Source organism: Streptomyces sp. CBMA291, assembly GCF_014596525.1.
In the GTDB taxonomy this organism is placed as follows: domain Bacteria; phylum Actinomycetota; class Actinomycetes; order Streptomycetales; family Streptomycetaceae; genus Streptomyces.
The window spans coordinates 113856-139493 of record NZ_MSJP01000114.1 but is presented as its reverse complement, the minus strand read 5'-3'; the positions used below and the strand labels follow the sequence as shown (position 1 = coordinate 139493).

The 25638-nt window shown below is 73.8% G+C and carries 23 protein-coding genes; 6 read left to right on the top strand and 17 right to left on the bottom strand.

Annotated features, from left to right (window positions below):
• Positions 1-115: 115 nt before the first annotated feature.
• The 8 genes from BU197_RS28910 to infC form a co-directional block, all read right to left on the bottom strand.
• The gene (locus tag BU197_RS28910) at positions 116-1183 is read right to left on the bottom strand and encodes a PP2C family protein-serine/threonine phosphatase (protein WP_188271277.1); all 1068 of its coding nucleotides are present in this window, start codon (positions 1181-1183) and stop codon (positions 116-118) included.
• A 285-nt stretch (positions 1184-1468) separates the two neighbouring features.
• Complete coding sequence (pheT, locus tag BU197_RS28905) at positions 1469-3997, bottom strand: phenylalanine--tRNA ligase subunit beta (RefSeq protein ID WP_188271276.1); 2529 nt, start codon at positions 3995-3997, stop codon at positions 1469-1471.
• On the bottom strand, positions 3997-5124 hold the full coding sequence (pheS, locus tag BU197_RS28900; protein ID WP_188271275.1) for a phenylalanine--tRNA ligase subunit alpha: 1128 nt from the start codon (positions 5122-5124) through the stop codon (positions 3997-3999). The genes pheT and pheS overlap by 1 nt, the downstream gene beginning before the upstream one ends.
• A 144-nt stretch (positions 5125-5268) precedes the next feature.
• A complete protein-coding gene (locus BU197_RS28895; protein ID WP_188271274.1) occupies positions 5269-6477 on the bottom strand; it encodes a PAS domain-containing sensor histidine kinase in 1209 nt (402 codons plus the stop codon).
• Between the two features lie 82 nt (positions 6478-6559).
• Positions 6560-7399, bottom strand: a complete 840-nt coding sequence (locus BU197_RS28890) for a TrmH family RNA methyltransferase (RefSeq protein ID WP_188271273.1) — start codon at positions 7397-7399, stop codon at positions 6560-6562.
• Between the two features lie 253 nt (positions 7400-7652).
• Positions 7653-8039, bottom strand: coding sequence for a 50S ribosomal protein L20 (rplT, locus tag BU197_RS28885; protein WP_188271272.1), 387 nt, complete (start codon positions 8037-8039; stop codon positions 7653-7655).
• 107 nt (positions 8040-8146) lie between these two features.
• Complete coding sequence (gene rpmI, locus BU197_RS28880) at positions 8147-8341, bottom strand: 50S ribosomal protein L35 (protein ID WP_015032399.1); 195 nt, start codon at positions 8339-8341, stop codon at positions 8147-8149.
• 123 nt (positions 8342-8464) lie between these two features.
• Positions 8465-9205, bottom strand: a complete 741-nt coding sequence (gene infC, locus BU197_RS28875; RefSeq protein ID WP_188271271.1) for a translation initiation factor IF-3 — start codon at positions 9203-9205, stop codon at positions 8465-8467.
• A gap of 272 nt (positions 9206-9477) precedes the next feature.
• On the opposite strand from infC, the gene BU197_RS28870 reads away from it, so the two are divergent.
• Positions 9478-9846, top strand: a complete 369-nt coding sequence (locus tag BU197_RS28870; RefSeq protein ID WP_188271270.1) for a DUF1844 domain-containing protein — start codon at positions 9478-9480, stop codon at positions 9844-9846.
• A gap of 101 nt (positions 9847-9947) precedes the next feature.
• Here BU197_RS28870 and BU197_RS28865 read toward each other — a convergent pair whose 3' ends face one another.
• The 3 genes from BU197_RS28865 to BU197_RS28855 form a co-directional block, all read right to left on the bottom strand.
• Positions 9948-10691 (bottom strand): SseB family protein, encoded by a 744-nt coding sequence (locus BU197_RS28865; RefSeq protein ID WP_188271269.1) that lies wholly within the window; start codon positions 10689-10691, stop codon positions 9948-9950.
• A 50-nt stretch (positions 10692-10741) separates the two neighbouring features.
• Entirely contained in the window at positions 10742-11890 is a 1149-nt protein-coding gene (gene mycP, locus BU197_RS28860; protein WP_188271315.1) for a type VII secretion-associated serine protease mycosin, read from the bottom strand.
• 329 nt (positions 11891-12219) lie between these two features.
• Positions 12220-13479 (bottom strand): hypothetical protein, encoded by a 1260-nt coding sequence (locus BU197_RS28855; RefSeq protein ID WP_188271268.1) that lies wholly within the window; start codon positions 13477-13479, stop codon positions 12220-12222.
• 108 nt (positions 13480-13587) lie between these two features.
• Between BU197_RS28855 and BU197_RS28850 the strand changes: the two genes are divergently transcribed.
• On the top strand, positions 13588-14790 hold the full coding sequence (locus BU197_RS28850; RefSeq protein ID WP_188271267.1) for an amino acid deaminase/aldolase: 1203 nt from the start codon (positions 13588-13590) through the stop codon (positions 14788-14790).
• 48 nt (positions 14791-14838) lie between these two features.
• Here the strand turns inward: BU197_RS28850 and BU197_RS28845 are convergent, their stop codons facing one another.
• The 3 genes from BU197_RS28845 to BU197_RS28835 all read right to left on the bottom strand — a co-directional run bounded on the left by BU197_RS28845 (position 14839) and on the right by BU197_RS28835 (position 18419).
• On the bottom strand, positions 14839-15621 hold the full coding sequence (locus BU197_RS28845) for a 3-oxoacyl-ACP reductase (protein ID WP_188271266.1): 783 nt from the start codon (positions 15619-15621) through the stop codon (positions 14839-14841).
• Positions 15618-16982, bottom strand: a complete 1365-nt coding sequence (locus BU197_RS28840; RefSeq protein ID WP_188271265.1) for an aldehyde dehydrogenase family protein — start codon at positions 16980-16982, stop codon at positions 15618-15620. Before BU197_RS28840 ends, BU197_RS28845 begins: the two co-directional genes overlap by 4 nt.
• A 72-nt stretch (positions 16983-17054) precedes the next feature.
• Entirely contained in the window at positions 17055-18419 is a 1365-nt protein-coding gene (locus BU197_RS28835) for a glutamine synthetase family protein (protein WP_188271264.1), read from the bottom strand.
• A gap of 90 nt (positions 18420-18509) precedes the next feature.
• On the opposite strand from BU197_RS28835, the gene BU197_RS28830 reads away from it, so the two are divergent.
• The 3 genes from BU197_RS28830 to BU197_RS28820 all read left to right on the top strand — a co-directional run bounded on the left by BU197_RS28830 (position 18510) and on the right by BU197_RS28820 (position 21748).
• A complete protein-coding gene (locus BU197_RS28830) occupies positions 18510-19238 on the top strand; it encodes a FadR/GntR family transcriptional regulator (RefSeq protein ID WP_188271263.1) in 729 nt (242 codons plus the stop codon).
• Between the two features lie 189 nt (positions 19239-19427).
• Positions 19428-21002, top strand: a complete 1575-nt coding sequence (eat, locus tag BU197_RS28825) for an ethanolamine permease (RefSeq protein WP_188271262.1) — start codon at positions 19428-19430, stop codon at positions 21000-21002.
• A gap of 65 nt (positions 21003-21067) precedes the next feature.
• Positions 21068-21748, top strand: a complete 681-nt coding sequence (locus tag BU197_RS28820) for a gamma-glutamyl-gamma-aminobutyrate hydrolase family protein (protein ID WP_188271261.1) — start codon at positions 21068-21070, stop codon at positions 21746-21748.
• A 175-nt stretch (positions 21749-21923) separates the two neighbouring features.
• Here the strand turns inward: BU197_RS28820 and BU197_RS28815 are convergent, their stop codons facing one another.
• Positions 21924-22940: a LysR family transcriptional regulator gene (locus BU197_RS28815; protein ID WP_223182880.1), complete on the bottom strand. Its 1017-nt coding sequence runs from the start codon at positions 22938-22940 to the stop codon at positions 21924-21926.
• A gap of 70 nt (positions 22941-23010) precedes the next feature.
• Between BU197_RS28815 and BU197_RS28810 the strand changes: the two genes are divergently transcribed.
• Positions 23011-24162 carry a TDT family transporter gene (locus BU197_RS28810; RefSeq protein WP_188271260.1) on the top strand — a complete coding sequence of 384 codons (1152 nt, stop codon included), beginning with the start codon at positions 23011-23013 and terminating at the stop codon, positions 24160-24162.
• On the opposite strand, the gene BU197_RS28805 is transcribed toward BU197_RS28810, so the two are convergent.
• Together BU197_RS28805 and BU197_RS28800 are read right to left on the bottom strand one after the other, a co-directional pair.
• Entirely contained in the window at positions 24110-24826 is a 717-nt protein-coding gene (locus tag BU197_RS28805) for a helical backbone metal receptor (RefSeq protein WP_188271259.1), read from the bottom strand. The two genes, BU197_RS28810 and BU197_RS28805, sit on opposite strands and share 53 nt — an antisense overlap.
• 133 nt (positions 24827-24959) lie before the next feature.
• The gene (locus BU197_RS28800; RefSeq protein WP_188271258.1) at positions 24960-25511 is read right to left on the bottom strand and encodes a helix-turn-helix domain-containing protein; all 552 of its coding nucleotides are present in this window, start codon (positions 25509-25511) and stop codon (positions 24960-24962) included.
• Positions 25512-25638: the final 127 nt, after the last annotated feature.

Below are 25638 nucleotides of genomic sequence, written 5' to 3'. Positions count from 1 at the left end.
ACCGGGCCGCCGGCCCCCCTCGTTCAGGCGGCCGCCCGGTCCGCGCCGCCCGCCCGCCTCTCTGCCCGACGCTCCCCGGCGGAGCGGGCGGCGCCCGGCCCCCGCTCCCCTCCGCTCAGCGGTGGGAGGAGGGGGCGGGCCGGGGTCGGCGCAGCCCGGATTCGGCGGGTTGCGCCGGGACCCGGATGCGGTCGTTCCGTACGACGAGCAGGGCGACGTCGTCGGTCAGCCGGCCTCCCGTGTGGTGCAGCAGCGCGGTGTGGACGCGTCGGACGAGGGCGGCGGGCGGCTCGCCGGGCTCCCCGGCCAGGGCGGTGTCGAGGGCGAAGAACCGGCCGCGCCGGTCACGGGCCTCCTCCGCGCCGTCGGTGTGCAGGACGAGGGTCTCGCCGGGCAGCAGCCGGGCCGCGGTGTACGGGGTGAGGACGGCCGGGAGCGGCAGGACGCCGAGCGGGGGAAGCGGCTCGCCGACCGTCAGCCGCTCCACCGCCGATCCGAGGCGGTACGGGCCGGGGTGACCGCAGTTGAACACCGCCAGCCGCCCGTCGGGGCGGATCTCAAGGAGCAGCAGCGTCACGAACTCCTCCGCCACCGGGTGCTCCGGCGCCGTCCCGGAGCGTGCCGGGTGCTCGTCCCGGGCCCGCTCCCGCAGATGCCGGTCCAGTGCCCGCTCCAGTCGGCGCAGGACCCCTGCGAGTTCGGGTTCGTCGTGGGCGGCCTCGCGGAAGCTGCCGAGGACCGCGACCACGGCGCCCAGGGCGGCGAGACCGTGGCCCCGGACGTCCCCGATGACCACCCGTACCCCGTAGGGGGTGGCGGCGGCCTCGTACAGGTCGCCGCCGACGACGGCGCCCCGGGAAGCGGACAACTGCCCGGCGGCCAGGGCGAGTCCGTCGAGCCGGGCGGGCGGCGGGCGCAGCAGGACCTGCTGGGTGGCGGTGGCGATGGCGCGCACCCGGGCCAGCTCGCGGACGAGACCGTGCCGGACGCCGACGATCAGCCCGATGCCGACGGTGAGGAAGACGACGCTGGTGGTGATTCTCATGGGCAGCCCCTGCTGCCGGGCCAGCGGGCAGCCGTACTTCCAGGCCACGGCGACCGCGCCCCACGCGGTGGGAAGCACGAGCGGAGCCATCCGGCGGAGCCGGGAACCCCCGGAGACCAACGCTCTCGTACGGATCATGCACGGCCCTTCCCGAGCCCCGACAGAGCCCACCGGCCCTGCGGCCCACAGGTCCGCCCCTGCGGCCGCGTCGATTCTCCCGACCGCACGCCCCACCACGGAACACCCCCCGGCGATCTCACCCGAAGGAGTGAGCGCCCCCGGCCCACCACCCTCCGCCAGGGGCTTCGCCATGGGTATGTGTGCACGGTTCAGGCGCACGCGTTCGGAACTGGAGGATGGGTGGGAACGGCGAAAGGCCGCCCCGAGGTTTCGGGGCGGCCCTTGCGGGGGTGTCGCTCGGGGTCAGGCGCCGCGGAGGGTGGCGCCCGTGCGGGTCGTCGCCAGGGCGACGGCCGCGTCGCGGGCCGCGGTGGCTTCCTCGACGGTGAGGGTGCGGTCCGGGGCGCGGAACTTCAGGGCGTACGCCAGGGACTTGGTGCCCTCGTCGAGCTGGTCTCCGGTGTAGACGTCGAAGAGCCGGACGGACTCAAGGAGTTCGCCGGCACCCTCGCGGAGGGCTGCCTCGACGGAGGCGGCCGGGACGTCGGCGGCGACGACCAGGGCGACGTCCTGGGTGGCGACCGGGAAGGTGGAGATACGGGGGGCCTGGACGGGTCCCTCGTTCGCCTTCTCCAGCAGGTCCAGGTCGAGCTCCATGGCGCAGCTGCGGGCCGGCAGGCCGTAGGCCTTGACGACGCGCGGGTGGAGTTCGCCCGCGTGGCCGACGAGGATCTTCTCGCCGTCGGTCTCGACGTGGAAGGCGGCGCAGCGGCCCGGGTGCCAGGGGGCGTGCTGGTCGGCGCTGATGATCAGCTCGACCCCGGCCTCGGCGGCCACGGTCCTGGCCGCCTCGATCGCGTCGGCCCAGTCGGACGGGCGGCCCTTGCCCCACCAGCCGGCCTGCTCGCGGGCACCGGCGAGGACGACGGCGGCGTGCCGGGGCTGCGCGGGCAGCACGGCGTCGACTCCGGCGATCTCCTCGTCGCTGGGCCGCCGGTCGACGGGGAGCCGGACGGCGATGCCGGGCTCGCCCTCGGGGCGGAAGACCAGTCCGGTCTCGAAGAGCGCCAGGTCGTGGCTGCCCCGGCTGTCGTTGCGGCGGAGCGCGCCGAGCAGGCCCGGGAGCAGCGTCGTACGGAGCGCGGGCTCCTCGTCGGAGAGCGGGTTGACCAGGGTGACGACCCGGCGGCGGTCGTCGTCCGCGTCGAGGCCGAGCTGGTCGAGGAGCTGCTCGCCGATGAAGGGGTAGTTCGGCGCCTCGACGTAGCCCGCGCCGGCGAGGGCGCGGCCCACCCGGCGGTGGACGCGCTGGCGGGCGGTGAGGCCGCGGCCCGCCGGGGGCCTCGGCAGCGTGGAGGGCAGGTTCTCGTAGCCTTCGAGGCGGATGACCTCTTCGGCGAGGTCGTTCGGCTCGTTGAGGTCGGGGCGCCACGAGGGGACGGTGACGACCAGCTCGTCCTGGCCGTAGACGTCGCAGCCGACCTCCTGGAGGCGGCGGACGACGGTCTCGCGGCCGTACTCGACGCCCGCGACCTTGTCCGGGTGGTTCGCCGGGAGGGTGATGGTGCGCGGTGCGGACGGGGCGCTGATCTCGGTGACGCCGGCCTCGGCGGTGCCGCCCGCGAGGAGCACGAGCAGGTCGACGGTGCGCTGGGCGGCGGCGGCCGCTGCCTGCGGGTCGACGCCGCGCTCGAAGCGCTTGGACGCCTCGGAGGACAGCTTGTGGCGGCGGGCCGTGCGGGCGATGGAGATCGCGTCGAAGTGCGCGGCCTCGATGACGACCTCGGAGGTGCCGGTGACGACGCCGGTCTCGGGGTCGGTCTCGGGGTCGGCGACCTCGGTGTTGGCGCCGCCCATGACGCCCGCGATGCCGATGGGGCCGCGGTTGTCGGTGATGACGAGGTCGGCGGCGTCCAGGACGCGCACGGTGCCGTCGAGGGTGGTGATCTTCTCCCCTGCTTCGGCGCGGCGGACCCCGATGGGGCCGTCGATGCGGCTGCGGTCGTAGGCGTGCAGCGGCTGGCCGAGTTCGAGCATCACGTAGTTCGTGATGTCGACGGCGAGCGAGATCGGGCGCATGCCGGCCTTCTGGAGGCGGCGCTGGAGCCAGATCGGGGAGCGGGCCTCGGGGTCGAGACCGACGACGGTGCGCGCGGTGAAGCGGTCGCAGCCGAAGGGGTCGGAGATCCGGACCGGGTAGCCGTACGAGTTGGGCGCGGGCACGTCGAGGAGGGCCGGGTCGCGCAGCGGGAGCCCGTAGGCGGTGGCGGCCTCGCGGGCGACGCCGCGCATCGAGAGGCAGTAGCCGCGGTCCGGGGTGACGGCGATGTCGAGGACCTCGTCGTACAGCTCCAGGAGGACGGTGGCGTCGCTGCCGATCTCGTGCTCCGGGGGGAGCACGATGATGCCGTGCGTGCCGTCGTCGCCCATGCCGAGTTCGTCGCCGGAGCAGATCATGCCCCGGGAGACGCGGCCGTACGTCTTGCGCTCGGCGATGCGGAAGTCACCGGGGAGGACGGCGCCGGGCAGGGCCACGACGACCTTGTCGCCGACGGCGAAGTTCCGGGCGCCGCAGATGATCTCCTGGGGCTCGCCGGTGCCGTTGGCCTGGCCGACGTCGACGGTGCAGAAGCGGATGGGCTTCTTGAACTCCGTCAGTTCCTCGATGGTGAGGACCTTGCCGACCGCCAGGGGGCCGGTGAGGCCCGCGCCGAGCTGTTCGACGGTCTCGACCTCAAGGCCGGCCGAAATGAGTTTGGCCTGTACGTCGCGGCCGGTCTCCGTCGCCGGCAGGTCGACGTACTCCCGCAGCCAAGAAAGCGGGACCCGCATCAGATCTCCATCCCGAACGGCCGGGTGAACCGGACGTCACCCTCGACCATGTCTCGCATGTCTTCCACGTTGTGGCGGAACATCAGCATCCGCTCGATGCCGAACCCGAAGGCGAATCCGCTGTACTTCTCGGGGTCCACTCCGCAGGCGACGAGCACCTTGGGGTTGACCATGCCGCAGCCGCCGAGTTCGATCCAGCCTTCGCTGCCGCAGGTGCGGCAGGGCCGGTCGGGGTTGCCGACGGACTCGCCGCGGCAGACGTAGCAGAGCATGTCCATCTCGGCGGACGGCTCGGTGAACGGGAAGAAGTTGGGGCGCAGCCGGGTCTTCATGTCCGAGCCGAAGAGCGCCTGGACCATGTGGTCGAGGGTGCCCTTGAGGTCGGCCATGGTGAGGCCCTCGTCGACGGCGAGCAGCTCGATCTGGTGGAAGACCGGGGTGTGCGTGGCGTCGAGTTCGTCGGTGCGGTAGACGCGGCCGGGGCAGACGACGTAGACCGGGGGTTCCCGGTCGATGAGCGTGCGGGCCTGCACCGGGGAGGTGTGGGTGCGCAGCACGACGCCGGACTCGTCGCCGGTGGTGCCTTCGGGGCCCTGGACGAAGAAGGTGTCCTGGGTCTGGCGGGCCGGGTGGTCCGGTACGAAGTTGAGGGCGTCGAAGTTGAACCACTCGGCCTCGACCTCGGGGCCTTCGGCGATCTCGTACCCCATGGAGACGAAGACGTCGGAGACGCGTTCCATGAGGGTGGTGAGGGGGTGGCGGGCGCCGGCCGGGACGCGGTCGTACGGCAGGGTGACGTCGACGGCCTCCTCGACGAGGACGCGCGCGTCGCGCTCGGCCTCCAGCTCGGTCTGGCGGGCGGCGAGCGCCTTGGAGACGGTGCCGCGGGCCTGGCCCACGAGTTTTCCGGCGGCGGCCTTGGCCTGCGGGGGCAGGGCGCCGATCTCGCGGTTGGCGAGCGCCAGCGGCGAGGTGCCGCCGGTGTGCGCGGTCTTCGCCTGCGCGAGTTCGTCGAGGTCGCCCGCGGCCGCGAAGGCGGCGAGCGCCTCGTCCCGCATGCGCTCGATCTCTTCCGGTTTCAGTGCCTCGACCTCAACCGGGTCGTACGACTTATTGGGTGCGGACATCTCTTCCCGTGCTTCCGTTGGCTGGCTGGGCGGCCCCGCTCGACGTCAAGGGCGCAAACGTGCCAAAGGACGAGTCTAACGGGGTGGGGGAACGCGAATGAGCCCGTGGGCGGACCGGGCGGCTCCTGATCTCGTCGGATGGCGTCAGACGAGGTGGGCCGGGGTGCCGACGGGCAGGATAAATCGGAACTCGGCGCCGCCTCCGGGGCCTCTTCCGACGCTGATGGTGCCGCCGTGGGCTTCGACGACGCCCTTGACGATGTAGAGGCCGAGTCCGGTGCCGCCGCGCTTGCTGCCCCGCCAGAAGCGGGTGAAGACGCGGTTCATGGATTCCTCGGGGATGCCGGGTCCTTCGTCGCTCACGGTGACCTCCGTCCCCTCTTCTCCGCCGGGCGATCCGTCGGACTGCCCGCCGGTGTGCGTCGTGGCGGGTGCCACCTCGATGGTGACGGTTCCCTCGCCGTGGCGCACCGCGTTTTCCAGGAGGTTGCCGAGGATCTGGTCGATCTTGTCGGGGTCGGCCCAGAGCGGGGGCAGCTCGGGCCTGATCCGGACGAAGAAGCGGTCGGGGGACTGGCCCGCGGCGGTGTGGGCCTGGACGTGCCGGCCGACGGCGGCGGCGATGTCGACGGGCTGGCGGCGTACTTCCAGGCGGCCGGAGTCGATCCGGGAGATGTCGAGGAGTTCGGCGATGAGCCGTTTGATGCGTCCGGCGTCGGCGTCGACGGTCTCCAGCATCAGGCGTTTCTGGTCGTCGCTGAACCGTTCCCACTTGCCGAGGAGGGTGGCGGTGAAGCCCTTGACGGAGGTGAGCGGGGAGCGCAGTTCGTGGGCGACGGTGGCGATGAGTTCGGCGTGGCTGCGTTCGGTGCGGCGGCGGGCCTCGGTGCCGCGCAGCGAGACGACGACGCGGCGGACGGGTCCGGTGGGGTGCTCGCGGAGGTAGCGGGCGGAGACGAGGACCTCGCGGCCGCCGGGCAGCAGGAGGTTGCGCTCGGGCTGGCCGCGTCGGGTGGCGAGTCCCCCGTAGGGGTCGGTCAGGGTCCACCAGCGGTGGCCCTTGAGGTCTTCGAGGGGCAGGGCCCGGTCGAGGGGGAGGCCGAGGGCGCGTCCGGCGGGGACGGCGGTGATGCGGGCGGCGGCCGCGTTGAAGCAGACGACCCGGCCGGTCTCGTCGGCGACGACGAGACCGTCGGGCAGGTCGTCGGGGTGGACGCCGTGGAAGTCGGCGGGGCCGGGGGGGCGCTCGGCCCTCGGGTCCGGCGGTTCCGGTGCGGGCGGCGGGGCGCCCTGTTCCGGGGCGTGCGGCGTGACGCTCCGTGCCTGTGCGGGACTGTCCGTGCCGACCGTCATCCCCGTATCCCCACCCCTCCGTGTAGCGCAGTGGGCCCCCGAGACCGTCACTCTACTGGGCGAGGGAGGCGGAATGGACCCCTCAGGGGGAGGTTCGGGGGCGCTGGGCGCGGGCGGAGGCGTAGAGGCAGACGGCGGCGGCGGTGGCGAGGTTGAGGCTTTCGGCCTTGCCGTGGATGGGGACGCGGACGACGGCGTCGGCGAGGGCCCGGGTCTCCTCGGGGAGGCCCCAGGCCTCGTTTCCGAAGATCCAGGCGGTGGGGCCGCCCATGGTGCCGGCGTCGAGTTCGTCGTCGAGGTCGTCCTGTCCCGCGCCGTCGGCGGCGAGGATCCGGACACCGGCGCCCTTGAGTCCGGCGACGGCCTGTTCGACGGGGACGCCGATGGCGACCGGGAGGTGGAACAGGGAGCCGACGGAGGCGCGGACGGACTTGGGGTTGTAGAGGTCGACGGAGGCGTCGGTGAGGACGACGGCGTCGGCTCCGGCGGCGTCGGCGCAGCGCAGGACCGTGCCGGCGTTCCCGGGGTCGCGTACGTGGGCGAGGACGGCGACCAGCTTGGGCCGGGCGGCGACGATGTCCTCGAACGGGGAGTCGAGGAAGCGGCAGACGCCGACGAGGCCCTGGGGCGTGACGGTCTGGGAGACCTCGGCGAGGACGTCGTCGGAGGCGTGGTGGACGCGGGCTCCGGCGGCGTGGGCGGCGTCGACGATGGCGCTGTGGCGTTCGGCGGCCTCGACGGTGGTGAAGAGTTCGACGAGGGTGGGCTCTCCGCCGGGGCCCCGGTGCGCGACGGCCTCGCGGACGGCCTGCGGGCCTTCGGCGATGAAGAGGCGGTCCTTGCCCCGGAAGTTGCGCTTGGCGAGCCGCCGGGCGGCGACGACGCGCGGGGAACGCGGGGAGATCAGCTCGGGGGTGACCATGGGGTGCGCGGTTCTCTCTTCGGGGCCGGACGGCTGGGGGCCGGGCGGGCGGGGCGGGCCGGGCGGGTGAGCCCCGGGGCCGGAGGGGCGGGTGCCTTCGCGGTACGGAGGGCCCGCGGGTGCGGGGTCCCCGGTGGTGCGGTGGGCCCGGGGCCCTTGAGGTGCGGGGTGGCGTCTCAAGGGGCGGAAGCACCCGGACCCGCAGTCGCGTGTGCGGCTGCGGGTCCGGGCGGAAGTACTGCGGCCTGGAAGATCAGGCGGCGGCCTTCGGGGCGTTGACGTCGGCCGGGAGGGCCTTCTGCGCGACCTCGACCAGCGCGGCGAACGCGTTGCTGTCGTTGACGGCCAGCTCGGCGAGGATCTTGCGGTCCACCTCGACGTTGGCGGCCTTCAGACCCTGGATGAGGCGGTTGTACGTCATGCCGTTCAGGCGGGCAGCGGCGTTGATGCGCTGGATCCACAGCTGACGGAAGTCGCCCTTGCGCTTCTTGCGGTCGTTGTAGTTGTAGACCAGCGAGTGGGTGACCTGCTCCTTGGCCTTGCGGTACAGGCGCGAGCGCTGACCGCGGTAGCCGGAGGCCTGCTCGAGGATCGCCCGGCGCTTCTTGTGGGCGTTGACTGCCCGCTTGACGCGTGCCACTTGTTAACTCCTTGTAGCGGGGTCGCGGTGGTCCTCACGCGACCCGAAAAACGGATGGAACCCGGTCTCGGCCGGATGCCCTCGGCGGGGAGGGCGGGAGATCAGACTCAGATGCCCAGCATCTTCTTGATCTTGGCGGCGTCACCCGGGGCCATCTCGGCGTTGCCGGTGAGGCGACGCGTCAGCTTGGACGACTTGTGCTCGAGCAGGTGGCGCTTGCCGGCGCGCTCGCGCAGGATCTTGCCGGAGCCGGTCACCTTGAAGCGCTTCTTGGCACCAGAGTGCGTCTTGTTCTTCGGCATCGCGCCGTATCTCCTCGTCAGTGGCGCTCCCCCCGGTGCGGGCACCGGGCTGCCGGGAGCGTCAATTCTTCGTGTGGTGGGTCCGGGCGGGGCCCGGGGCGGCCTGGTTGGCAGCCCCTCGGATCACGCCTCGGGGGTCTCGGTCTCGGTCTCGACCGAAGTCTCGGTCTCGGCCGGGGCTTCGGCGGCGGGGGTCTCCTCGGGGGCGGCGCCCTGACGCTCTGCCTTGCGTGCGGCCTGGGCCTCACGCGCCTCGGCCATGGCCTCGGTCTTCTTCTTGTGCGGACCGAGAACCATGATCATGTTCCGGCCGTCCTGCTTCGGGTTGGACTCGATGAAGCCAAGCTCCTCGACGTCCGACGCCAGCCGCTGAAGCAGCCGGAATCCAAGCTCGGGGCGGGACTGCTCACGACCACGGAACATGATCGTGATCTTGACCTTGTCGCCCTGCTTGAGGAACCGGACGACGTGACCCTTCTTGGTGTCGTAGTCGTGCGGGTCGATCTTCGGCCGGAGCTTCATCTCCTTGATGACCGTGTGCGCCTGGTTCTTGCGCGCCTCACGGGCCTTCATGGCCGACTCGTACTTGAACTTCCCGTAGTCCATGAGCTTGCACACGGGCGGACGGGCGTTCGCCGCGACCTCGACCAGATCGAGGTCGTACTCCTGTGCGAGCTCCAGGGCCTTGGCAAGCGGAACAATCCCGACCTGCTCGCCGCTGGGTCCGACAAGTCGCACCTCGGGAACGCGAATCCTGTCGTTGATGCGGGGCTCGGCGCTGATGGATCCTCCTCGGTAGCACCACGCGACCGCCTGGCGGACGGACACGCAACTCAGTTTCTGAGACCAACCGCGCCGGTACATGAAAAAACGCCCCGGACGGGACACAGGCGGGGCTCCATGGAAAACCGGAGCACCGCCGCGATCAACCGCGGGGCGCACATCGGGCGGCTCCATCGTCCGTACGGAACGATGGGCGCCACCTGACCGGTGACCCGCCACCCGTGAGGGTGGTCAGGTGGGAGTTCGGAGCCTCCACTTGTGGGCCGGGCACGCATGTGTCCGGCCGGTCGTTACACAAGGTTAGCAGGACCCGGCGGTCTCCGCTAACCGAGGACCGCCCTATCGTATGAGGCATGAGCGAGACGCCCCAGAACCCATCCTCGGAGTCCCCCGACTTCGCAGCCATGACCCGTGACATCGCGGAGGTCCCCGCGGTGGAGGTCATCGTGACCGTCGCCGTCAACCTGATGAGCGCCGCCGCGGTGAAGCTCGGGCTCACCGAGGACGGCGACAAGCACAAGGACCTCGACGAGGCCCGCAAGCTGGTGCACGCCCTCGCGGGTCTTCTCGACGCCGGAGCCACGGAGGTCTCGTCCTTCCACGCCGCTCCCCTGCGGGACGGTCTGAAGTCCCTCCAGCTCGCCTTCCGCGAGGCGTCCCTGATCCCGGACGAGCCGGGCCAGGGACCGGGCGAGAAGTACACGGGGCCGGTGTACGGCTAGTCGGCCGCCTTCCATGCCGAGGGGCCGGAGACGTCTCAGGACGTCTCCGGCCCCTCGGCGTGTCTGGGCTGGAGGCTCGCGGCCCACGACCGCGGAAGGCCTCAGGGCGTCCGCGGCCCCTTGACGTAGAAGGGCTCGCCCGGCGGGGTGGCCGAGGCGGGCAGGAGTGCCAGGTCGAGGCCGCGCACCAGGCGGGCCCTCAGCGTCTCGTCGGCCGCCAGGGTGCGGGCGACCCGCTGGGCGGCCTCGGCGGGCGAGGCGTCCCCGGCGAGGATGAGGGCGAGCGTGCCGTCGGCTTCGCCCGGTCCCAGGTGGGCGCGGAGCACGGCGGGCTCGGCGGCGACGGCGGCGCGGACCGCTTCCCGCACGGCGGGGTCGTCGAGCGGGTAGGTGCTGGAGCGGCCCTCGGCGAGCGCGAGCAGCGCCGGTCCCGTCACCTCGTAGGGCACGGGTCCCGAGAGGTCCAGGAGGAGGGTGTCCGCCTTCTCGTGCGCGACCGCCTGGAGTGCCTGGTGGAGCGGGACGGCGACGGGCCGGGCTCCCGGGTCCCACAGGGCGAGCGAGTCGGTCGAGGTGAAGGCGGGCAGGGCGCGCCGGTCGCCCGCCGTGAGGGTGGGGACGGCCATGTCGCTGGTCTTCTCGCGGCGGAGGCCGTTCTCGTCGGTCTCGACCTCGCCGAGGACGGCGACGACGGGGACCAGGAGGCGGGCTCCGCGCAGGGCTTCGAGGACCGGGCCGTGGGCGGTTCTGTCCTCGGCCCAGGCGGCGAGGGCCGCGGTGAGCGCCGGGGCGGCGGTGCCGTCGTCGTCGGAGAATCCGGGGTCCGGAATGTTCTTGAGCTCCACGGGCCGAGCCTAACGGCGGGGCCGGGCGGGCCCGGAGCCGGGTCCCGCGCTCAGCGGGTCTTCCGGCCGGTGCGGCGCAGCAGCGCGGCGGTGAGGAGCAGGAGGACGCCGAGGCCGCCGGCGAGCGGGGCGAGCAGGCCGAGGGGGCGGGGTTCCTCGGCTGCGGGCAGCGGGCCGGGGCCGAAGTACTCGCCCCGGTAGCCGGAGGTGGCGGCCTTGGGGTCGGCGCCCCCGGTCTTCGCGGCGGCGGCGATGGCGGCGGCCGGGTCGACCGTCCCGTATCCCTTGGAGTCGCTGCGGCCGCCCTTGGGCCGGTTCCGGGCGGTGTCGACGAGCAGCCGTTTGATCTGCGCCGGGGTGAGGTCGGGGTGGGCGGCGCGGACGAGTGCGACGGAGCCGGAGACGAACGCGGCGGCGGCGCTGGTGCCCCAGCCCTCGTAGTAGCGGTGGTCGGGGTCGGCGATGGCGATGTCGACGCCGGGGGCGCTGACGGTGGCGTACCAGCGGCGGGTGGAGAAGGAGGCGTGGGTGCCGTAGCGGTCGACGGCGGCGACGGCGATGACGCCGGGGTAGGCCGCCGGGTACGAGACGTGGTCGCCCTTCTCGCCGCCGTTGCCCGCGGAGGCGACGACCGGGACGCCCTTGCCGAGGGCGTACTGCACGGCCGCGTCCTCGCCCGCGTCGGGGTGGGCGGACTCGGAGTCGTCGCCCAGGGAGAGGTTGATGACGTCGGCGCCGTGGTCGGCGGCCCAGCGGATGCCTTCGGCGAGGGCGGTGCCCCGGGTCTTGCGGGCCTTCTCGCGGGCCTTGTCGGTGCCTTCGAGGATGACCCGTACGGGGAGGATCCTCACCTCGGGGGCGATGCCGAGGACGCCGTCCTCGCCGCCGGGTCCGTGTCCGTGGCCCGCGATGATGCCGGCCATGGCGGTGCCGTGCCGGGCCCAGGCGCGGTCGCCCCGGGTGGCTCCGAAGCCGACGAGGTCGTGGCCGGGCAGCACCGAGCCGGTCAGGTCCGGGTGCTCGGCGTCGACGCCGGTGTCGAGGACGGCGACGGTGATCCCCTCGCCCTTGGTGGTACGCCAGGCCTCGCGGGTGTGGAGCGCTTCGAGCCCCCACTGCCGGGCCCGGATGGAGTCGGCGTGCGCGGGCGTGACCGGCACGGGCAGGACGGAGAAGGCACCGGCGAGCAGGACGACCACGGGAAGACGGAGCCGGAGGACGGGGGCACGAGGAGGGACCGCGGGCGCGGCGGAACGGACGGCGGGGGTACGGACGGCGGGGGTGCGGAGGCGGGTACCGGGGAGGCCGGTGGCGGGGTCCAGGGGCTCCGTGGCGGGGAGGCCGGTGGCGGGATCCCGGGGCTCCGTGGCGGGGAGGCCGGTGGTGGAGCCCCGGAGTTCGGTGGCGGGCGAGTCGGTGGTGGGGAGGCCGGTGGCGGGGAGGCCGGTGGTGGAGTCCAGGGGCTCCGTGGCAGGCGAGTCGGTGGTGGGGAGGCCGGTGGCGGGCCTTCGGGGGCGGGGGGCTCGGGTCACCGGGCGGGCTCCTTCGCCGCCGGGGTGGCGGCGGACCGCAGCAGCAGCTCGAAGCGGAGGGTGATGCCCTTGGCCTCGTGACCGAGACCGGACTGCGCGATGGCGTCGGTACGGCCCCGGGCCATGGCCCCGTCGGCGGGCTGTGGGCGGTCGACGGGGCGGCCGTCGGCGAAGCCGGAGACGGCGGTGACCACGACGGGCAGGTCGGCGGGGGCGTGCAGCCACCAGCTGGCGCGCTGCGCGGCGCCGAAGCGGGCGGCGACGGTGCCGGGGCCGGGGAGCGCGGGCGGGACATCGCGGCCGAGGCGCCCGGTGAGGCCGGGGCCGAGGGCGCGCTGTCCGGCCGGTTCGGCGTGGGTGAAGACGAGACCGACGGTGATCACGCTGCTGGCGGTGGCGTCGGTGTACGTGGCGCGCAGCACGCGCTCGCAGCCGAGCGGCCGGAGGACGGCGAGCAGCCCCTTGGCGAGGGTGGCGGAGGAGCAGGGGGCGTCGGGGGCGACGACGATCCGGGTCCAGGTGCGCGCCGCGCCTCCGGGTCCCGCGCCGGGGCCCGGGAGGGTGCGGGGGAAGAGCGTGTCGACGGGGGCGTTGTGCCACAGCTCCTCGGTCTCGGCGTACCCGGCGGGCAGGACGGGACCGCCGGGCTCGGCGGCGGCCAGCCAGGTCCCGGCGAGCGCCCCGCCGATGAGCCCGATCCCGAGCACGGCGCAGACGGCGACTCCGAGGGTCCGCCCGGTCTTCCGCTTCGGGACGGGCTCGGCCGGGGGCGGGGCCGTCGGGATGGCTGTGAGGTGACCGGGGTGACTTGGGTGGCCGGGGTGACTCGGGTGGCCCGGGTGATCCGTGGGTGCCGCCGGGCCCGCGTAGGCCGGGTGTCCGCCGTGTTCGCCGTGTCCGCCGTGCCCTATGGGCGCCGCCTGTCCGCTGCCCGTCGTACGGGACGGGACGGGCCCCTGGCCGTACGGAAGGACCGGGCGGGCCGGCAGGACGGGGCCGGGGACCGGGGTGGGCCGGGGGGCGGGTGCTGCGGGGGCGAGGGCGGTGGGGGCGGGTGCGCCGCCCTGGGCGGGCAGGGCCGGGCGCGTGGGGACCGGGGCGGGCCTGGGCTGCTCCGGGGGCTTCGGCGGTTCCTGGGGACGGATGACGCGGAGGCGGGTGGTGGTCTCCGGGTCGGCCGGGGGTTCGGCCGGGCCCGGGACGGGGAGCGGGGCGCCGGTGACGCGGGAGGGCGTGGGGCGGTGCTCGCCGGTCATCCCCGTCCCCCGCTCGTGTCGACAATGCCCGTCACTCTACGGGCTGTTCCCCCTGGCGCGGGAACCCAGGGGCTACCCACCCGTAAACCCGTCTGGCAAGCTCGGGCCATGACTCCCCGTGCCGCCGACCGGGCCCGCTACGACCGGGCCACCGCCCATCTCGACGCGCCGGTGGCGATCGTCGATCTGGAGGCTTTCGACGCCAACGCGGAGGATCTGGTGCGGCGTGCCGGGGGCAAGCCGGTGCGGGTGGCGAGCAAGTCGGTGCGGTGCAGGGCGCTGCTTGAACGGGTGCTCGCGCGGCCGGGTTTCGCGGGGGTCATGTCGTTCACGCTCGACGAGTCGATCTGGCTGGCCCGTGCCGGTTTCGAGGATGTGCTGCTGGCGTATCCGTCGGTGGACCGGGGCGGGTTCGCGGAGCTGGCGCGTGATCCGAAGCTCGCCGCCGCCGTGACCGTGATGGTCGACGACGTGGCGCAGCTGGATCTGATCGACGCGTCCCGGGCGGGCGGGTCCGAGGAGGTCCGGGTCTGTCTGGAGCTGGACACCGCGCTGTGGCTGCTGGGCGGCCGGATCAGGATCGGGGCCCGTCGTTCGCCGCTGCGGGAGCCCGCCGAACTGGCTGAGCTGGCCCGCTCGGTGGCGCGGCGGCCCGGTTTCCGGCTGGTCGGGATCATGGCGTACGAGGGGCATGTGGCGGGGGTCGGGGACGCGGTCGAGGGCCGGCCGCTGCGGTCGCGGGCGGTCCGGCTGATGCAGGGGGCGGCGCGCCGGGAGCTGGCCGGGCGGCGGGCGGCGGCGGTGCGGGCCGTGCGGGCGGTGGCGCCGGAGCTTGAGTTCGTGAACGGCGGGGGCACCGGCAGTGTGCAGCACACGGTGGCCGAGGAGGCGGTGACGGAGGTCGCGGCGGGTTCGGGGCTTTTCGTGCCGCGTCTCTTCGATCACTACAGCTCGTTCCGCGGGCGCCCCGCGGCGCTCTTCGCGCAGCCGGTGGTGCGGCGTCCGGGGGTCGGGGTGGTGACGGTGCTCGGGGGCGGTTATCCGGCGTCCGGGGCTGCGGGGGCGGACCGGCTGCCGGTGCCGTATCTGCCGGAGGGGCTGCGGTACGACCCGCAGGAGGGGCCGGGCGAGGTGCAGACGCCGCTGCTGGGTTCGCCCGCCGACGATCTGCGGATCGGCGACAAGGTGTGGTTCCGGCACGCCAAGGCCGGTGAGCTGTGCGAGCGGTTCGACAGTCTGCGCCTCGTGGAGGGCGACCGGGTCGTGGCGACGGTGCCGACGTACCGGGGCGAGGGCCGTACGTTCCTCTGACGGGTCCGGCCGCCGGGGGTCGTCCGGCGGCCGGTGGGGCGGGTGGGGTTAGAGCGGTGTGACGTACGCCCCCGAGATGCCTCCGTCCACGAGGAAGTCGCTCGCGTTGACGAAGGAGGAGTCGTCGCTCGCGAGGAAGGCGACGGCCGCGGCGATCTCCTCGGCCTCGGCGAAGCGGCCGAGAGGGATGTGGACGAGGCGGCGGGCGGCGCGTTCGGGGTCCTTGGCGAACAGTTCCCGCAGGAGGGGCGTGTTGACCGGGCCGGGGCAGAGCGCGTTGACGCGGATGCCTTCGCGGGCGAACTGGACGCCCAGTTCGCGGGACATGGCGAGGACGCCGCCCTTGGAGGCGGTGTAGGAGATCTGGCTGGTGGCCGCTCCCATGACCGCGACGAAGGAGGCGGTGTTGACGATGGAGCCCCTGCCCTGGCGGCGCATGTAGGGCAGGGCCGCCTTGCAGCAGAGGTAGACGGAGGTGAGGTTGACGTCCTGGACGCGTTTCCAGGCTTCCAGGCCGGTTTCCAGGATGGAGTCGTCGTCGGGGGGCGAGATGCCGGCGTTGTTGAAGGCGATGTCGACGGAGCCGTAGGTCTCGTAGGCGGTCCTGAAGAGGGTTTCGACCTGTTCGGGGTCGGTGACGTCGACCTGGACGAAGGTGCCGCCGACCTCTTCGGCGGCGGCCTTGCCGGTGGTCTCGTCGATGTCGCCGCAGACGACGTGGGCGCCTTCGGAGGCGAGGCGGCGGGCGGTGGCGAGGCCGATGCCGCTGCCTGCTCCGGTGACGACGGCGGTACGGCCGACGAGGCGGCGGCAGATGATCTCGTTGCTCACAGTGCGGGGCCCTCCGTGCTGATGAAGACGTTCTTGGTCTCGGTGAAGGCGGTCAGGGCGTCGGGGCCGAGTTCGCGGCCGAGACCGGACTGCCCGAAGCCCCCGAACGGGGTCCAGTAGCGGACGCTGGAGTGCGAGTTGACGGAGAGGGCACCGGCCCTGACCGCGCGGGAGACGCGCAGGGCGCGGCCGACGTCCCGGGTCCAGATCGAGCCGGAGAGGCCGTACTCGGTGGCGTTGGCGAGGCGGATCGCGTCGGCCTCGTCGTCGAAGGGGAGGACGACGGCGACGGGTCCGAAGACCTCCTCGACGGCGCAGGGGGCGTCTTCGGGGACCTCGGTGAGGACGGTCGGCGGGAACCAGAAGCCGGGGCCCTCGGGGGCCTTGCCCCGGATGCCGGGGAGGCTGTCGGGGACGTAGGAGCGGACGCGGTCGAGGTGGGCGCGGGAGATGAGGGGGCCCATCCCGGTGCGTTCGTCGGCGGGGTCGCCGACGACGATCGCCTCGATCGCGGGGGCGAGGAGGGCGAGGAAGCGGTCGTAGGCGCTGCGCTGGACGAGGACGCGGGTGCGGGCGCAGCAGTCCTGGCCGCTGTTGTCGAGGAAGGACATCGGGGCGGTGGCCGCCGCGGTCTCCAGGTCGGCGTCGGCGAAGACGATGTTGGGGTTCTTGCCGCCGAGTTCGAGGGTGATCCGTTTCACCTGGCCGGCGCAGGTGGCCATGAGGGACTTGCCGACCTTGGTGGAGCCGGTGAAGACGATCTTGGCGACGCCGGGGTGGGTTGCGAGGGCGTGGCCGGTGACGGGGCCGTGGCCGGGGAGGACCTGGAAGAGGCCTTCGGGCAGGCCCGCCTCCAAGGCGAGTTCGGCGAGGCGGAGGGCGGTGAGGGGGGTGGCCTCGGCGGGTTTGAGGAGGACGGCGTTGCCCGCGCCGAGGGCGGGGGCGGTGGCCCAGGCGGCGATGGGCAGGGGGAAGTTCCAGGGGGCGATGACGCCGACGACCCCGAGGGGTTCGAGGAAGGTGACGTCCACGCCGCCGGGGACGGGGATCTGGCGTCCGGTGAGGCGTTCCACTCCCCCGGCGGCGTAGTCGAGCAGGTCGCGGACGTTGGCCGCTTCCCAGCGGGCGTTGCCGATGAGGTGTCCGGCTTCGGCGACTTCCAGGCGGGCGAGTTCCTCGACGTGCCGGTCGACGACGGAGGCGAAGCGGCGCAGGAGCCGGGCGCGGTCGGCGGGGGCGGCGGCGGCCCAGCCGCGTTGGGCGGCGGCGGCCCGGGTGACGGCGGCGTCGACTTCGGCGGGGGTGGTGGCGTGGACGGTGGCGACCGGTTCCTCGGTCGCCGGGTTCAGTACCTGGAGCACGTCGTTCCTCTCGGTGACGCGGGGAGGCTCGGGGCGGGAGCGGCGGGGCCGGAGCGGTGCGGCGGGGCGGGGTCAGTGGCGTTCGAAGGAGCGGCGGCGTTCCCAGTCGGTGACGGCGGCGTCGAAGGCCTCGGTCTCGACGCGGGCCATGTTGCGGTAGTGGTCGACGACCTCGTCGCCGAAGGCGGCCTTGGCGAGTTCGCTGGTCTCCCAGAGTTCGGCGGCCTCGCGCAGGGTGCGGGGGACGTGCGCGTACTCCCCGGTGTAGGCGTTGCCGGTGCAGGGTGGCGGGAGTTCGAGGTGCTGTTCGATGCCGTGGAGTCCGGCGGCGATCATGCCCGCGACGGCGAGGTAGGGGTTGGTGTCGCCGCCGGGCAGCCGGTTCTCGAAGCGGGTGGAGCGGCCGTGGCCGACGACGCGGAGCGCGCAGGTGCGGTTGTCGTGGCCCCAGGCGACGGCGGTGGGCGCGAAGGAGCCGGGCTGGAACCGCTTGTAGGAGTTGATGTTGGGGGCGTAGAGGAGGGAGAAGTCGCGGAGGGCGGCGAGTTGTCCGGCGAGGAAGTGGCGCATGGTCGCGGACATGCCTCCCGGCTCATCCCCGGCCATCACGTTCCGTCCCTCGGCGTCCTGGAGGGAGAGGTGGACGTGGCAGGAGTTGCCCTCGCGTTCGTCGTACTTGGCCATGAAGGTGAGGGAGTGGCCCTCCTGGGCGGCGATCTCCTTGGCGCCGGTCTTGTAGACGGCGTGCTGGTCGCAGGTGACGAGGGCTTCGTCGTACCTGAAGGCGATCTCGTGCTGGCCGGGGTTGCACTCGCCCTTGGCGGATTCGACGGTGAGCCCGGCGCCGGTCATCCCGTTGCGGATGCGGCGCAGGAGGGGCTCGATCCGGCCGGTGCCGAGGACGGAGTAGTCGATGTTGTACTGGTTGGCGGGGGTGAGGCCCCGGTAGTCGGCGTCCCAGGCCTGCTCGTAGCCGTCCTTGAAGACGATGAACTCGAGTTCGGTGCCGACGTGGGCGGTGAGGCCGAGTTCCGCGAGGCGGGCCAGCTGGCGGCGGAGGATCTGGCGGGGCGCGGCGGCGACGGGGGTGCCGTCGTGCCAGGCGAGGTCCGCCGTCACCATGGCGGTGGCGTCGTGCCAGGGGAGGCGGCGGAGGGTGGTGAGGTCGGGGTGCATCGCGAAGTCGCCGTAGCCGCGGTCCCAGGAGGACATCGCGTAGCCGTCGACGGTGTTCATCTCGGTGTCGACGGCGAGGAGGTAGGCGCAGCCCTCGGTGCCGTGGCCGAGTACCTCGTCGAGGAAGAACGGGGCGGCGAACCGCTTGCCCTGGAGGCGTCCCTGCATGTCGGGGAAGGCCAGGACGACGGTGTCGATCTCGCCGTTCGCGACGAGGGCCCGAAGCTCCTCGACGGCGAGCGGGGGTGTGCGGTCTGCCACGGGACTGCTCCTCCTTCGGCCTGCCAAGGAGCCATAAGGTATGGGCCGAGACCATTGCTTGGGAAGCATCGGAGAGGGAGAAACGACAACATGGCCAGTACGAGTGGATCGGCGGACCGGTTGACGCCCGTGCTGCGGCCGGTGCGGGCGGGCAACGGTTTCGAGGAGGCCCTCGAACAGATCCTCCAGGTGGTGCGGCTCGGCCTGGTGCCCGCCGGGGAGCGGCTGCCGGCCGAGCGGGAGCTGGCGGACCGGATGGGCATCAGCCGGGTGACGCTCCGCGAGGTCCTGAAGGTCCTCCAGGAGCAGGGGCTGGTGGAGAGCAGACGCGGGCGGTACGGCGGCACGTTCGTACGGACCCGCGACCGGACGGCCGACGAGCACGAGCTGCGCCGCCGGATCGCCTCCGTCGACATGGAGGACGTGCTGCGGTTCCGCGAGGTCCTTGAGGTGGGCGCGGCGGGGCTGTGCGCGGCCCATGGCCTGGACGCGGCGGGCGCCGGGCGGCTGCGGGCGGCGCTGACGGCGACCCGTGACGCCCCGCTGGCCGAATACCGCCGCCAGGACACGCTGTTCCATCTGACGTTCGCCGAGCTGTCCGGCTCGCCGACGCTCATAGCCCAGTACGCGGCCGTCCGGGCGACCGTGAACGATCTGCTCGACTGCATTCCGCTCCTGGTGCGCAATCTGGAGCACTCGCAGCGTCAGCACACCGCGGCGGTGGAGGCGGTGCTCGACGGGGACGCGGACGCGGCGCGCGCGGTGATGCGGGAACACTGCGCGGGGACGGCGGCGCTGCTGCGGGGCTTTCTGACCTGACACGGCCTGACGGCCTGACGCGACCCGCCCTGACGCGACTCGACGCGACGCGACCCGACACGGCCTCGCCCGGCCTCGCGCGGCTTGGCCTGGCGGGCGGGGTGAAAGTCCGGAAGGGGGGTTGCGCTCCCCCGCTCGCCGACGCAAAGGTATGCGTCCGATCCTTTGCCACGGGGAGCTGACGCCGCCATGACGCTCGACGACACCTCCGGGAACGCGGACGGGAAGACATCCGGGAACACGGGCAGGAAGACGGACGGGGACACGGCGAGGGAGGCGGACGGGAGTACGGACGGGAACGCGGCCCGGAGGACCGGAGGAAGCGCCCCCGGGAACGTCTCTGCGGGCCCGCCCGCCCCGGACGACTACCTGGCCCGGCGGACCCTGCGGCGCGGCAGCGCGGGCTGGCTGCTGCTCACCGGGCTCGGGGTCGCGTACGTCGTCTCCGGGGACTTCTCCGGCTGGAACATCGGCCTGTCGAAGGGCGGTTTCGGCGGGCTCGCCATCGCCGCCGCCCTGATGGGCGTGATGTACGCCTGTCTGGTCTTCGCGCTCGCCGAGCTGTCCGCCATCCTGCCCACGGCGGGCGGCGGTTACGGCTTCGCCCGGCGGGCGCTCGGCACCTGGGGCGGGTTCCTCACCGGGACGGCGATCCTCATCGAGTACATCCTCGCCCCGGCCGCGATCTCGATCTTCATCGGCGACTACGTCGAGTCCCTCGGGCTCTTCGGTGCGGAGTCCGGCCGGCCGGTCCTGCTGGTCTGCTTCGCCCTGTTCCTCGGCATCCACCTGTGGGGCGTGGGCGAGGCGCTGCGTTTCAGCCTGGTCGTGACGGCGATCGCGGTCGTGGCGCTCGTCGTCTTCGCGTTCGGCGCCTTCGCCCGCTTCCGGTTCGACGGTCTCGACGACATCCCGGTCGACGGCGGGGCGTTCGGGGCAAGTTCCTGGCTGCCGTTCGGGCTGCTCGGGATCTGGGCCGCGTTCCCCTTCGGCATGTGGTTCTTCCTGGGCGTCGAGGGCGTGCCGCTCGCCGCCGAGGAGGCGCGGGACCCGGTGCGGTCCCTGCCGAGGGCGCTCGCGACGGCCCTGGGCGTGCTGGTGCTGCTCGCCGTGGTGACCTTTCTCGCCGCGACGGGCGCGCGGGGCGCGTCGGCGGTGAGCGAGGCGGGCGATCCGCTGGTGGTGGCGCTCCAGGGAGACGGGCCGCCGACCGCGCTCGGCCGGTTCGTGAACTACGCGGGTCTGGCCGGTCTGGTGGCCTCGTTCTTCTCGCTGGTCTACGCCGGTTCACGGCAGCTCTTCGCGCTCTCCCGGGCGGGCTACCTGCCCCGCTTCCTCTCCCTCACCAACCGTCGCAAGTCGCCGTACCTGGGGCTGCTCGTGCCGGGCGCGATCGGTTTCGCGCTGGCCGCCGGGACCGGTGACGGGGCGCGGATGCTGAACATCGCCGTCTTCGGCGCCACCCTCTCGTACGCCCTGATGGCGCTCTCCCACATCGTGCTGCGCCGCCGCGAGCCGGGACTGCACCGGCCGTACCGCACGCCCGGCGGGACGGCGACCTCGGCCACCGCCCTGGTCCTCGCCCTCGCCGCCCTGGTCGCGACCTTCCTGGTGGACCGGGCGGCGGCGCTCCTGACGCTCGGGGTGTACGTGATCGCCCTCGCCTACTTCGCGTTCTACAGTCGGCACCGTCTGGTGGCCAAGGCGCCCGAGGAGGAGTTCGCGGCGCTCGCGGCGGCCGAGGCCGAACTCGACCGGAACTGAACCCGACCGGGCCGGACCCGGCCGGAGCCGGCCCGACGGCCTCCCCGCACCCCTGGAGGAAGCACGTGTCCAAGCCGCTCATCGGAGTGACCACCTATCTGGACCAGGCCCGTTGGGGGGTGTGGGACCTGCGGGCCGCGCTGTTGCCCGCCGGCTACCCCCGGCTCGTCCAGGAGAGCGGCGGACTCGCGGTGATGCTGCCGCCGGACGCGCCCGGTGCGGCGGCCCCGACCGTGGCCCGGCTCGACGGTCTGGTCGTGGCGGGCGGGGCGGACGTGGAGCCCGTACGGTACGGGGCCGCACCCGATCCGCGTACGGGCCCGCCCGCCCGCGAGCGGGACGCCTGGGAGCTGGCCCTGATCGGGGCGGCCCTGGCCTCGGGGACCCCGCTGCTCGGGATCTGCCGGGGCATGCAGCTCCTCAACGTGGCCCTGGGCGGCACGCTGGTCCAGCACCTGGACGGGCACGTGGAGGCGGTCGGGGTGATCGGCCGGCACCCGGTGAAGCCGGTGCCGGGAAGCCTGTACGCGTCCCTGGTCCCGGAACTCTCCGAGGTCCCGACCTATCACCACCAGACGGTGGACCGGCTGGGCGCGGGCCTCTCGCCCTCGGCCCACGCGGAGGACGGCACGGTGGAGGCGGTGGAACTGCCCGCCCCCGCCTGGGCCCTCGGCGTCCAGTGGCACCCGGAGATGGGCGAGGACCTGCGGGTGATGCGGGGGCTGGTGGCGGCGGCGGGGGGATAGGACGCGGGGCGACGCCTTCACCCGCACCGGGACCGGGCCTTCCGCGCGCACGGGACTCGGCCTTGACGACGTACCGGGACCGGGCTTCCGACTCGTACGGGACCCGGCCTTCCCGACGTACCGGGACCCGGTTTCCCCGGCATGCCAAGGCCCGGCCTTCCCCGACGTACCGGATTCACCCCGCGGGTCGGGCCCGGGTCAGGGAGAGCAGGTCTCGGGCCGGGCCCGTGGGGCGGTGGCCCGTCGGCCAGACCGCGCGGAGGTCGCGGCGGAGCAGGACCCCCTGGACGGGGAGGGCGACCAGCCGGTGGGAGGCCAGTTCCTCGGCGATCGCCAGTTCGCTGAGGACGGCGGGCCCGGCCCCGCTGACCGCCGCGGCCTTCACCGCCGTGGTGGAGGCCAGTTCGAGAAGCGGCTGTGCGAGACCGCCGTGGGCGGAGAGCGCCGCGTCCAGGACCTGCCGGGTGCCCGAGCCGCGTTCCCGCAGGACCAGCGGGGTCGAGGCCAGCTCCGCCGGTGCCAGCGGGCCGCGCCTGCGGGCCCAGGGGTGGGAGGGGGCGGCCACGACCGCGAGCCGGTCGTGGGCGACGACCACGCCGTCGAGGCCCTCGGGGACCGCGAGCCCCTCCACGAAGCCGATGTCCGCCTCGTTGCCGAGGAGCCGTTCCGCGACCACCGCCGAGTTCCCCGCCTGGAGCGACACCGCCGTCCCCGGCCGCTCCGCGCGCAGCGCGATCAGCCACCCGGGCAGCAGGTACTCGGCGATCGTCATGGAGGCGGCCACCCGCAGCCGGGAGTCCCGCCGCCCGCGCAGGGCCTCGGCGCCCGCGTCGAATGCCTCGGCCGCCTCGACGATCCGCCGCGCCCAGTCGGTGACGAGCGCGCCCGCGTCGGTGAGCCGCGAGCCGCGCGGCGAGCGGTCGAGGAGGGCGACGCCGAGCTGTCGTTCCATCGAGCGGACGCGGCTGCTGGCGGCGGGCTGGGTGATGCCGACCTCGCGGGCGGCGGCGCCGAGGCTGCCGTGCCGGGCGACGGCGAGGAGCAGTTCGAGCGCCCCGAGGTCCGGAACCCGGTGGTGCAGCTGCGGGCGACCCCCTTCCCCGTACGCGCGACGGCCGCCGCCCGGTGGTCCTCCCGTCGGGGTCCCGTCGTCGTCGGTGGCCTCGCTCCGTGTCTCCCCGTCTCCGCTCATAAAGCCAGCTTATGGCGTCATAGCCGCAAGATCCCTGGTGGGGGCGGTGGAGGGGAAAGAAAGTGGAGACATGGCAAGCCTCGCACCTCCCCGTACCGCCCGCTCCGCCCCCGCGCACGGCGTCCGTCCGCTCCGCTCCCCCGCCCGGTCCGTCCGGCATCTCGGCCCGAACTGGTACGCCGCCGTGATGGGCACGGCCATCGTCGCCACCGCGGGCGTGGGGCTTCCCGGGGCCGGTCCCGGCACGCGTACGGTCTGCGCGGCGGTCTGGGCGCTCTCCCTCGCGATGCTGCTCGTCCTGCTCGCCGCCCGTGCGGTGCACTGGATCCGCCATCGCGACCAGGCCCGCGCGCATCTCCTCGACCCGGCGATGGCCCCGTTCTACGGCTGTCTCTCGATGGCGCTGCTCGCGGTCGGCGGTGGCGCGATGCTGGTGGGCCGCGACTGGATCGGGCTTCCGGCGGCCGTGGCGCTCGACGGGGTCCTGTTCGGCGCCGGGACGCTCGTCGGGCTCGCGGCGGCGGTGGCGGTGCCGTATCTCATGGTGGTGCACCACCGGATCGAGAGCGCGTCGCCGGTGTGGCTGCTGCCGGTCGTCGCGCCCATGGTCTCCGCCGCCCTCGGCCCGCTGCTCGTGCCCCACCTGCCCGCGGGGCAGGCCCAGGAGACCCTGCTGATCCTGTGCTGGGCGATGTTCGGCGTCAGTCTGCTCGCGACCCTGGTCATGCTGCCGCTGGTGTTCGGCCGTCTGGTGACCGGCGGGCCGCTGCCGCTCGCGCTGACCCCCACGCTCTTCCTGGTCCTCGGCCCGCTCGGGCAGTCGACGACCGCCGCGAACAAGTTCGCCGACGTCGCCCCGGGCGTGCTGCCCGCCTCGTACGCGCGGGGTTTCGCCTCCTTCGCCGTCCTCTACGGGGTCCCCGTCATGGGCTTCGCGCTGCTGTGGCTGGCGCTCGCCGGGGCGATGGTGCTGCGGGCGCGGCGGCAGGGCATGGGCTTCGCGATGACCTTCTGGGCGTTCACGTTCCCCGTCGGGACCTGTGTGACCGGCGCCGAGGGGCTCGCCCAGCACACCGGTCTCGCCGTCTTCCGCTGGCTGGCCTTCGGCCTGTACGCGCTGCTCGTCGGCGCCTGGCTGCTGGCCGGGGCGCACACCCTGCGCGGGCTCGTCAGCGGCGCGCTGCCCGCAGGGCCCGCGCCAGCCCGCGCGGAGCCTCGGTGAGCGAAGGCCCGTACCAGGTGAGCAGGCGTCCGTCGACGAGTGCGGCGGGGGTCCCGGGGAAGGCCTCGGGGCCGTCGTCGCGGGTGAAGCGGTAGGGCTCGTCGGGCAGGACGACCAGGTCGGGTCCGGCGGCGCGCAGCTCGTCGAGCGGGAGGCGCGGATAGCGCTCGGGGTGGTCGGCGTACAGGTTGCGCACCCCGAGTCTGGCGAGCAGGTCTCCGGCGAAGGTGTCCCGGCCGAGGACCATCCAGGGGCGGCGCCAGACGGGGACGACGGCGGTGTACGGCCCTGCCGGGACGACCGCCGCCCAGGCCGCCTCCGCCTCGTCGAGCCAGCGGGGGCGACGGGGCGCGCCGCAGGCGGCGAGGGTCCGGGCGAGTTCGTCGAAGGCCTGGTCGAGGGTGCGGATCTCGGTGACGAGGACGTCGGTCCCGGCGGCCCGCAGCGCGTCGAGGTCGGGGGCGCGGTTCTCCTCCTCGTTGGCGAGGACGAGATCGGGGCGGAGCGCGAGGACGGCGGGGACGTCGGGGTTCTTGGTGCCGCCGACGCGTGCGACGTCGAGCCCGGCGGGCCGGGCGCACCAGTCGGTGGCGCCGACGAGGGCGCCGGGGAGGGTGACGGCGACGGCTTCGGTCAGCGAGGGGACGAGGGAGACGACTCTCATGGCGCTCCGGTGCCGGTGCCGAAGCCCGGCACGGGCGCGGTCCCGGCCGCCGTCGGCACGGGCGAGGTCCGCACCACCGCTTGCACGGGCGGGGTCCGCACCACCGTCGAAACGGACCGGGTCCCGGCCGCCGTCACCGTTCCTCGGCCTCGACGTGTTCGGCGACCGCGACGACGAGCAGCCGGGTGCCCGGTTCGGTGGCGCGCCAGCGGTGGCGGACGCCACCGGAGAGGTAGAGGGTGTCGCCTCGGCCCAGCCGGTGGGCGCGGCCCTCGGCCTCGATCTCGACGGCGCCGTCGGCCACGTACAGCAGCTCGTCGTTGCGGTGCTGGAATTCGCGTCCCGCGTCCTGCTCGCCGGTGAATTCCAGGGCGTGCAGCTGGTGCCGGCCCCGGACGAGGGAGCGGACGCCGGGCGGCAGCGTGGTGGAGTGCTCCCCGGCCCGGACGACGTCGACGGTCCTGGCGGCCTCGGCGGCGGCGAGGAGTTCCCCGGCCGTGGTCTCCAGGGCGCCGGCGACCAGTTCGAGGGAGCGGCGGCTCGGCCGGGCGCGGTCGTTCTCGACCTGGCTGAGGAAGGGCACGGACAGGCCGCTGCGGGTGGCGACGACGGCCAGGGTGAGCTGGAGCGCTCTGCGTCGCCTCTTGACGGCCGCGCCCACGCGTGGTGATTCCTTCTCGTCCATGTCGGCTCCCTCCCTCGTTCCTCGCGCGTACCCGTACCGGGCGGTTACCTGAACCTTACGCAGCTTTGGGGCGGGGTTTCGCGTCGTGCCGAAAAGGGGTGGCCGCCGAATGCGTTCGGCGACCACC